This window comes from Acidibrevibacterium sp., assembly GCF_049965395.1.
In the GTDB taxonomy this organism is placed as follows: domain Bacteria; phylum Pseudomonadota; class Alphaproteobacteria; order Acetobacterales; family Acetobacteraceae; genus Acidibrevibacterium; species Acidibrevibacterium fodinaquatile.
Genome location: NZ_JBMFWJ010000045.1, coordinates 13,277 through 22,070, shown reverse-complemented (window position 1 = coordinate 22,070; position 8,794 = coordinate 13,277). Strand labels below are relative to the sequence as shown.

The following is an 8,794-nucleotide window of genomic DNA, read 5'->3' as shown; positions in this document are numbered from 1 at the left end:
GCCCGTTCGACCGCCGGTCGGGCACGGATCGTCTCGAACCAGCGCTTCAAGTGCGGGAAATCGTCGAGAGTCTGCTGCTGACGCTTGTGCGGAACGATCCAGGGATAGCTCGCCATGTCGGCGATCGAATAGTCGCCGGCGACGAACGCGCGATCGGCGAGCCGCTTGTTAAGCACGCCGTAGAGCCGGTTCGTCTCGTTGACATAGCGATTGATGGCATAGGGCAGCTTCTCGGGGGCATATTGCACGAAGTGGTGGTTCTGCCCGGCCATCGGGCCAAGCCCGCCCATCTGCCAGAACAGCCACTGCATGACCTCGGTGCGGCCACGCATGTCGGCGGGCAGGAACTTTCCGGTCTTTTCCGCCAAGTATTGCAAAATGGCGCCGGACTCGAAGACGCTGACTGGGGCGCCGCCATCGGCCGGCGTGGTATCGACGATCGCTGGAATCCGGTTGTTCGGGGAGATGGCGAGGAATTCAGGTTTGAACTGGTCACCCGCGCTGATGTTTACGGGAATGACGCGATAAGGGAGGCCCGTCTCCTCGAGAAAGATCGTCACTTTGTGTCCGTTGGGTGTCGTCCAATAATGGAGGTCGATCATCTTCGAGGTCCTTTGCTTTTGAGTTTCTCCGCTTGGGAAGGCTGGCGATGGCGTGGTCGGCCAGTGCGCGGAGCCGTCTGGGATCGGGATCGAGACGCGCCATGACGCGTATGGCGAAGACCGTCCCCAGCAGCGCGGTTGCGATCGTGGCGATGTCCACCGTCGGATCGAGCACGCCGGCGGCAGCGGCGCATTCAAGTCGACGTACAAAAAAGGCCTCGACCTCGCCGAACCGAGCACGCACCAGATCGCGCGCTGCGCTCGTCATCGCCGCGCCGTCGAGCGCCGTGTTGACGAGCAGGCAGCCGCGATGATCCGGGTCGGCGAGCGACATCGCGATCAACTCGTTTAGAAAGTCGCGAATGGCGCCGAGCGGATCCGAGGTGGCGGAGAGACGGGCGAGACGCGCCAACAATCCTTCGTCCGCATAGCGGCGCAGCGCCGCGACGAACAAGCCCTCTTTGTCGGTGAAGCGGTGATAGAGCGCCGCCGAACTCAGGCCCGTCGCCTGAGTGAGGTCGCGCAGCGACGCCCCGACATAGCCGTTCTGCCAGAACACGTCGGTGGCGCGTTCGAGAACGGTCTCGTCGGAAAGCGTGCGGGTTCGCGGCATCGACCTTGTCCAGAAGCAGCTTGTTGGCTATTTATAATAGAACGATCCATATAAATCAAGTTCATCCCTCGCCTCCGCGCGAGAGCGACCATGCGCAAGCGTCGTGTGTCATGCAGGATCGACAGGGGCACGATGGCTTTCCACAGACGCAGCCTCGGCGGCGGTTTTCGCTTGCTGCAGACTCCCTGATCGCGATGCACTTGACGCGAGCGCGCCGATCCCGAAATAACGTCGGTCAAAATTCCCTCGGTCAAACTCCTTGCCAAGATTCGATGTTCGCAGCCGATCATCGCCTGACGTAAAAGCGCTTGGCGCGCCCGTGCTTCTGCACGGGATGGGTGCGCTGTGTTCCCCGAAAAATGGTATAGCGCCATGTCCTCTGACACCTCGCTGAGCAGCCGGCAAAACGGCATCGTTTCCTTCGCGCGCGCCGTCGGCAGGGTCGAGGTCGAGGCGCTTGCAGCGCGCTTCGAAGTCACGCCGCAAACCATCCGCCGTGATCTCAAAGATCTTTGCGACCGGCGCATCCTGACGCGCACGCATGGCGGGGCCGTCGTCTCGTCTTCAGTTGAGAACATCTCCTACGCGGCGCGACGGCAGATCGCAGCGGCCTCCAAGCGCGCCATCGGCGAGGCCGCGGCCGAACTGATCCCCGACGATTCCTCGCTGTTCATCAATATCGGCACGACGACCGAGGAGGTCGCGCGCGCGCTCATGCAGCGCCAGCGGCTGCTCATCATCACCAACAACATCAATGTCGCGCTGACGCTTTATCCCAACCCGTCGCTGAGCGTGATTATCGCCGGCGGGCCGGTGCGCCACGCCGATGGTGCGGTGGTCGGCAGCGCGACGGTGGATATGATCCGGCAATTCAAAGTCGACTGCGCCGTCATTGGCGCCTCAGCGATCGACGAGGACGGCTCGTTGCTGGATTTCGATCCGCTCGAAGTCCACGTCTCACGTGTCATCATCGAAAATGCCCGCAAGGTTGTTCTCGTCTGCGATCAGACCAAGGTCGGTCGCACGGCACCGGTGCGTATCGGCCATCTGTCGCAAATCAGCGTGTTTGTGACCGACCGGATGCGCTCGGCCAAACTGCGCGAGCTTTGCGCCGAGCGCGAGGTGCGCCTGATCGAGGCGCGGCCGGATGCGGAAGAGCCGGACCCGGCGTGAGCGCCGCTGGACATTGGCGTTGCAAAAATAGCACAGGAACGCCGCAAACCGGCTCGTTTGTTGGCGCGGCGCAGCTTGACCCGATCGCGGCCTGCCTGCGCGAGTGGAAGCTCGGTTTGATCTGAATCAATGTCCGATGCCGGGTGCTCGGCCAGCACCACGGGCGACGACGTCGGCGGGCGGATGGCGCCGTACGCGTCGCGCCAAGGAGGTCGGACATGCCCTATCTCAACCTCGAATCTCTCGCCGCAGTCTCGGCGGAGACGTTTCAACAACAGCGTCCTTATCCCTGGACCCGGATGCAAAACACACTCACCGACCAGGGGTGGGAGACCTTGCGCGCAAGTTTGCCCGACATGGCGCACTTCCAGCGCATGGTCGGCGTCAAGCGTGCCCATGGGCAGGCGCCGCATAACCGCGGCATCCTGCATTACGTCGACGGGATGGCGGTCGCGCCGCCCTGGCGGGAGTTCATCGCCGAATTGCACGGCCCTGCCTATGATGCGTTCCTCCGCCGCATGCTCGGCTTCGGGCCGCGGCAGAAATACATCCTCACCATGGAATGGTATTACGCTTGGCAAGGCTGCTCGGTCTCGCCGCATTGTGATGCGCGCCGCAAAATCGCAACGCATATCTTCTTTTTTGCCAATGATCAGGATTGGCCGCGAGACTGGGGCGGCGATATCCTGATTCTCGACGATGAAGGTCGCTATAAAGCCCATTCGGCGCCGGGTTTCGAGGATCTCAAGGTCGCGGCTTCGCTTGATCTTCGCAACAATGGCAGCCTCCTCTTCCAGCGCACCGAGCATTCCTGGCACGGCGTGCGCCCACTACAGGCGCCGCGCCCCGATATTTATCGCAAACTCTTTATCGTCACCGTCAACATCCCCTCGTTTCAGGTCTGGTGGCGGCGGGTGCGCGGCAAGGATCCGGACGGTTTCCCCTATAAGCTCGAGCCGCGGCACGGCATCGCCGCCGGCGTGCCGGCCGATCAGCCGGGCGCGGGGCGGAGCCGCGCCGTCGCCGGCGTGCCGCTCGGGACGAACAGCAGAATGATCGCGACCCCAGCCAGCCCGACCGCGCCGGTGAGAAAAAACGAGGCGCGGTAGCCACCAGCATATTCCACCGCAAAGCCGGTAATGGCGGGGGCGATCATGCCGGAAATATTGCTCAGGAAATGGACGAACCCACCGACCGCGCCGACCCGTGAGGGTGGCACCAGCTCCTGCGTCATCGCCCAGCAGGCTTGCGGCGCGGCCATCAGAAACAGGATGGCGAGCGTGATGACCGCGACCGCCATGCCCGGCGTGGTGACGAAACCGGTCGCCAGCACCGCGAGAGCGGCAACGCCGAGCCCGCCCATCGCCACCGATTTCCGCGCCCAGAGCCCGTTTGCGTGCCGCCGGAGCAGCCAGTCCGAGATCACGCCACCCAGAACATAGCCGGCACTGCCGCCAAGCCACGGCACCGAGCTTGCGAGACTCATCGCCGCCAGGCTGAAATGCTGCACCGAAACGAGATAGGAGGGAAGCCAGGAGAGAAAGAAATAGATCACGTAATTGGCAGCAAACAAACCGCCGGCAACAGCGAGCACGCTCGGGCGCGAGAGGACGGCCCCGAGCCGCGCGCTGCTCGCCACTTCGAGTGGCGTGTGGTGCGCGCGGCTGTCACGAATATGCGCAAGCTCTGCCGAGGAGACCCGCGGATGCGCCTGCGGCAGGTCGCGCATGATCGCGAGCCAGGCGATCAGCCAGAGGATACCGAACAGCGCAATGACGACGAAGCTCACCCGCCAGCCGAACGCGACCGCGATCAGCCCGACCACCGGCCCGGCAATCGCGGTGCCGAGTGGCTGGCCGGCGAAGGTGGCGCCGATCATGCTCGCCGCTTCCTCGCGCGGGAACCAGTTGCAGACGGTCTTGTTGGTGGTCGCGCACATCGGCCCCTCGCCGACGCCAAAGCCGAGCCGGGTGACGAAGAGCGAGAAAAACCCGACAGCGGTCGCCGTGAGGCCGCAAAACAACGACCACACCACCATCGCCCAGGCATAAACGCGGCGCGGACCGAACCGGTCGGCGAGCTGGCCACCGATGAAGCAGAAAATCGCGTAGCCGAAGAAAAAGCTCGAAAAAATCTCACCGAGTTCGTGCGGCGACAGCGCCAGATCCCGCGCCACCCTCGGCGCGACGATGGCGAGCGCCGCGCGATCCATGTAATTGATCATGCCGGCGGCGAATAGCAGCCCGGCGATGACGAAACGAAAACGGTCACGCATGGTCGGTTTCCTCAGGTTTTTTTCTGCCATGAGCAGAGCAAGAACCTGGGGGAAAACACAAGCGCAAACGAGTCTGGGCGGCCTATGATGAGGTAGGTCGGTGGATAAAGAGATTCTTTTTTTTGCTTCTGTCCGTTGGGCAGTGCCTGCGGCACTGCCCGCGCCGCGGAAGTCGCCGCTCCGAGAAACAGGAAGAAAGTTTTTTTGCTTCTTTTTCTTCAGAAAAAGAAGATTTTTTCCTCTACCCCTGCGCGAGCGCCGCCGACCACGGTGATTGCACGTCGCTGATGCCGGTGCGGGTGCCGTCTTGCTTCACCTCGATCAGGTTCGGACACGCGAAATTGATCGGCAACACCGCGTGCTCGACGATCTCGACCGCCCCCGCCTCCGCGAGCGCCGCCAGCACCGCGGCGGAAAGGCGGCGATCGGCGTGCACCGTCTCCGCGTCCGAGACGTCGATTCGGGGGTGATGCGCGGCTTCCGCCGGTGTCATCGCGAAATCGGTGACGAAGGTCAGCATCTGCGTCACCGCCGCCATGATCCGCCGCCCGCCCGAGCCGCCAGCGGCGAGGATCGGCCGGTCGCCGTCGCGGATGATCACCGGGCACATATTGGTGAGCGGCCGCTTGCCTGGGGCGATGGAATTGGGCTGGCCGGGGCGGGGATCGAACCACATGACGCCGTTATTCATGAGAATCCCGGTCCCCGGCAGCACGACGCGCGAGCCCATCGAGGAGAGCAGGGTGCTGGTCATCGCCACCATCCCGCCGGCTTCGTCACACACCGTGAGATGGGTGGTGCAGGTGCCGGCATTCGCGGGCTCGGCCTCGCCGAGCCCGGCGAGACGCTCGGCATAGGCCCCGCGCAGTGCGGTTGCGAGCGCCGCGAACCAGGCGGCATCGGGAGCGGCGGCGCGCGGCGCCCCTTCAAGCCGGGCGAGGACACTGGCCAGCGTCGGCGCAGCGGTGAGGCCGCCCGCCAGTTGCCAGGTGTGGCCGTGATAGGTCACCTCCATCGCCGGCAACACCCGCGCCGCCACCGCGGCAAGATCAGCGGCCGAAATCACCCCACCCATCGCCGCGACATCGGCGACGATCAAACGCGCGATCTCGCCGTGGTAAAAATCCTCAGCGCCGGCGCGTTGCAGCCGCTCGAGCGTGTCGACAAGGCGGCCGAGCGGAAGAAACCCGGGCGTTCCCTGATAGGGCGCAACCGGCGGCAGCCCGTCTGGCAGATAGATGCGCGCACTTTCGGGGTAACGCCGCAAAATCGCGGCGGCATTGGCGATTTTCAACGTGGTGAACCAATCCGCCGGCAGGCCACGCCGCGCCAGCGCCAGCGCCGGCGCGATGATTTCGGCGAACGGAAGGCGGCCCCAGCGCTCAAGCATCAAGGCATAGCCGGCAACCGTCGCGGGCAGCGCGAAAGAAAGCGGGCCGTGGATATTGGCATCACCCACCACTTCCGGCCAGGCGAAAAGATCCTGCTTCATCCGCCCGGTAAGGGGAAAATGGCCGGGATTGAGCGCCGATGGCGCGCGCGGGCCGAAATCCACCACCTCAGCGCGCGCCGCACCGGCGGGATGGACGAGCGCGAAGCCGATGCCGCCGAGGCCGGAGTTCCAAGGCTCGACCACGGCGAGCGCGAAACCGGCGGCGACAGCGGCATCGACGGCGTTGCCGCCGGCGTCCAGAACAGCGAGCCCGGCTTCCGCCGCAGCTTGCGCCTGCGCGACGACGATGCCGCGCCGGCCGCTCGCGTGCGGCTTGGTGACGTGCCAATTCTGGCTGACGAAGGGGGGCAATGCGGCCATCATCTGTCTCCTCGGCATTTTTCACCCCGAGTGTACGCCGTCGGTCCGGTGGGGCAATCCCGGTCTCGCATTAACCGAGCTTTCAGATCGCCCGGGCAGGGTATCGCGATGGCGAAGGATTGGGCAGCAGCGCTGGAGAACGCGCGGGCGAGGGAGCAGGCGGGACAGCTCACGGCGGCGGCAACCGCTTATCGGGGGTTGCTGGCACGCTGGCCGGATTGCGCGCCGGGCTGGTTTCACCTCGGCGCCGTGCTTTACGCGCAAGACCGCCGGCGCGAAGCCATCGACGCCTGGCGAGAGGCGATCCGCCAAGCCCCCGATCTTGCCGAGGCTCATGTCAATCTCAGTATAGCCACCCTCGGCGAGGGGGACGTGGCGGCGGCGGCGGCGGCGGCGGAAACGGCGCTCCGGTACCGGCCGGGCTGGCTGCCGGCGCAAGCCGCGCTTGCCAAAGCGCGCCGCCGGCAGGGCGAGGACCAGCTTGCCGCCGGCAATGCGCTTTACGCCGAGGGCCGGTTCGCGGCGGCGGCGGCGTGTTATCGCGCCGCCCTGGCGGTGGCGCCGGCGATGGCGGAGGCCGAGGCCAATCTCTGCGCCGCGCTGCAAGCGACCGGGGATCTCGCGGGGGCAATCGCGGCCGGGGAAGCGGCGCTTCGCCTCGCCCCCGGCTTTGCCGAGGCCGCCGCCAATCTCGGCAATGCGAAGCTGACCGTCGGCGATTTCGCCGGCGCCGAGCAAGCCTATCGACAAGCGCTGGCGCACCGCGCCGATTTTCCGGCCGCCTGGTCCAATCTCGGCGCCGCCTTGCGCGATCAGGGCCGGCTCGATGAGGCCGAAGCGGCTTGCCGCGCCGCTCTCGCCCTCACGCCGGACTCGGCCGCCGCGCATTACAATCTGGCACTCGTCCTGCTCACTGCCGGGCGCTACCGTGAGGGCTGGGCCGAGCATGAATGGCGCTGGCGGACGGGGACGATGGCGGCGCGCGATTTCCCCTGCCCGCCCTGGCGCGGCGAGGGGTTGGCGGGGCGGCGGATTTTGCTCCACGCCGAGCAAGGATTGGGCGATACGCTGCAATTCGTCCGCTACGTGCCGCTGATTGCGGCGATGGGGGCGGACGTGGTGCTCGAGGTACAGGCCCCCCTCAAACGCCTACTCGCCGGAATTGCCGGGGTTGCGGCCATCCATGCCTGCGGCGAGGCGCTGCCAGCGTGCGATTATCATGCGCCACTGATGAGCCTGCCGTACCGGCTTGGGACCGAATTGGCGACGGTTCCGGCGCAAATTCCTTATCTGCCGCGCCCCGCGCCTCTGTTTCCCGGGCTAGCCGGGGCGCGAGAGGGGCTCCGCGTCGGGCTGGTCTGGGCCGGCGATCCGCGGCCGGGAGAGCCGCGCGCCCATTTCGCCGATCGCCGCCGTTCGCTTCCCCTCGCCGCGTTTGCGCCCTTGGCCGAAATCCCCGGTATCCGTCTCGTCAGCCTCCAGAAAGGGGCAGCGGCCGCCGAGACGCCGCCGCCTGGCCTCGCACTCGAGGCGGCGCTGGACTCGGTCCGGGATTTTGCCGATACCGCGGCGGTGATCATGGGGCTCGATCTGGTGATCAGCGTCGATACCTCGGTTGCGCATCTCGCGGGCGGGCTCGGCAAGCCGGTCTGGCTGCTGTCGCGCTTCGATGGCTGCTGGCGCTGGCTTGCCGGGCGCGACGATAGCCCCTGGTATCCGACGCTGCGGCTCTATCGCCAGGCAGCGCCTGGGGCTTGGGCGGCGGTGATCACGCGGGTCACCGCCGATCTCGGCGCACTGGCGTGCGGGCAGGCGTGCCCCGCGCAAACGGGCTTGGTTTCGGCCGCCGCGCTGGTGTAACCTCTTTTCCCGGTAGATCGCCAACAGGGGGAATGTGCGAAGCGCATGGCCGGCTTCTTGTGACGGCGCTTGCAAAGCATTGTGCGGCGCTCAATCTGAGGGGGATGGAAAAAATTCTTAACAATGCTGATCCGCATCAAGGCGCATCAGGCGTAACCTTTCTATAAGAACCGACGAAATGAGGGTCGGGAGATCTTCATCACGGTATCCCAAGGCAAAAGGAGCTTATCGGCTATGAAACATCTTCTTCTCGCCGGAACGGCAGCCGCTTTACTCGCAGGGTTCGGTGTCGCCCATGCCGGGAGCTTGAACCCCGCGTGCGCCAATCTCGCGCAAGGCAAGCCGCCGACCGAAGCCGGCAACACCAGCCTCGCGCAAGGCAAGCCGCCGACCGAGGCCGGCAACACCACGCTCGCCGCCGGCAAGCCGCCGACCGAGGAAGGCAATACCACGCTCGC

The 8,794-nt window shown here is 65.7% G+C and carries 8 protein-coding genes; 4 read left to right on the top strand and 4 right to left on the bottom strand.

Annotated elements, in window-relative coordinates; genetic code table 11:
• The coding region (locus tag ACP5M5_RS12000; protein WP_427937672.1) for a glutathione S-transferase N-terminal domain-containing protein at positions 1 to 602 on the bottom strand (602 nt) is incomplete at its 3' end.
• Entirely contained in the window at positions 493 to 1,215 is a 723-nt protein-coding gene (locus tag ACP5M5_RS11995; RefSeq protein WP_427937670.1) for a TetR/AcrR family transcriptional regulator, read from the bottom strand. The genes ACP5M5_RS12000 and ACP5M5_RS11995, both read right to left, overlap by 110 nt.
• A gap of 372 nt (positions 1,216 to 1,587) precedes the next feature.
• Between ACP5M5_RS11995 and ACP5M5_RS11990 the strand changes: the two genes are divergently transcribed.
• Positions 1,588 to 2,388 carry a DeoR/GlpR family DNA-binding transcription regulator gene (locus ACP5M5_RS11990; RefSeq protein ID WP_427937668.1) on the top strand — a complete coding sequence of 267 codons (801 nt, stop codon included), beginning with the start codon at positions 1,588 to 1,590 and terminating at the stop codon, positions 2,386 to 2,388.
• A 218-nt stretch (positions 2,389 to 2,606) separates the two neighbouring features.
• Positions 2,607 to 3,497 carry a hypothetical protein gene (locus tag ACP5M5_RS11985; RefSeq protein ID WP_427937666.1) on the top strand — a complete coding sequence of 297 codons (891 nt, stop codon included), beginning with the start codon at positions 2,607 to 2,609 and terminating at the stop codon, positions 3,495 to 3,497.
• Here the strand turns inward: ACP5M5_RS11985 and ACP5M5_RS11980 are convergent.
• Complete coding sequence (locus ACP5M5_RS11980; RefSeq protein WP_427937665.1) at positions 3,380 to 4,663, bottom strand: MFS transporter; 1,284 nt, start codon at positions 4,661 to 4,663, stop codon at positions 3,380 to 3,382. The two genes, ACP5M5_RS11985 and ACP5M5_RS11980, sit on opposite strands and share 118 nt — an antisense overlap.
• A gap of 241 nt (positions 4,664 to 4,904) precedes the next feature.
• On the bottom strand, positions 4,905 to 6,476 hold the full coding sequence (locus tag ACP5M5_RS11975) for a gamma-glutamyltransferase (RefSeq protein ID WP_427937663.1): 1,572 nt from the start codon (positions 6,474 to 6,476) through the stop codon (positions 4,905 to 4,907).
• A gap of 108 nt (positions 6,477 to 6,584) precedes the next feature.
• Here ACP5M5_RS11975 and ACP5M5_RS11970 point away from each other — a divergent pair, with 108 nt between their 5' ends.
• Both ACP5M5_RS11970 and ACP5M5_RS11965 read left to right on the top strand, forming a co-directional pair.
• The gene (locus ACP5M5_RS11970) at positions 6,585 to 8,336 is read left to right on the top strand and encodes a tetratricopeptide repeat protein (protein WP_427937661.1); all 1,752 of its coding nucleotides are present in this window, start codon (positions 6,585 to 6,587) and stop codon (positions 8,334 to 8,336) included.
• Positions 8,337 to 8,570: 234 nt separating this feature from the next.
• The coding region (locus ACP5M5_RS11965) for a hypothetical protein (protein ID WP_427937660.1) at positions 8,571 to 8,794 on the top strand (224 nt) is incomplete at its 3' end.

What these genes read in the sequence shown, in the direction of transcription:
- ACP5M5_RS11985 (WP_427937666.1), top strand. Translation starts at nt 2,607, where the DNA reads ATGCCCTATCTCAACCTCGAATCTCTCGCCGCAGTCTCGGCGGAGACG.
- ACP5M5_RS11975 (WP_427937663.1), bottom strand. Translation starts at nt 6,476, where the DNA reads ATGGCCGCATTGCCCCCCTTCGTCAGCCAGAATTGGCACGTCACCAAG.
- ACP5M5_RS11995 (WP_427937670.1), bottom strand. Translation starts at nt 1,215, where the DNA reads ATGCCGCGAACCCGCACGCTTTCCGACGAGACCGTTCTCGAACGCGCC.
- ACP5M5_RS11970 (WP_427937661.1), top strand. Translation starts at nt 6,585, where the DNA reads ATGGCGAAGGATTGGGCAGCAGCGCTGGAGAACGCGCGGGCGAGGGAG.
- ACP5M5_RS11980 (WP_427937665.1), bottom strand. Translation starts at nt 4,663, where the DNA reads ATGCGTGACCGTTTTCGTTTCGTCATCGCCGGGCTGCTATTCGCCGCC.
- ACP5M5_RS11990 (WP_427937668.1), top strand. Translation starts at nt 1,588, where the DNA reads ATGTCCTCTGACACCTCGCTGAGCAGCCGGCAAAACGGCATCGTTTCC.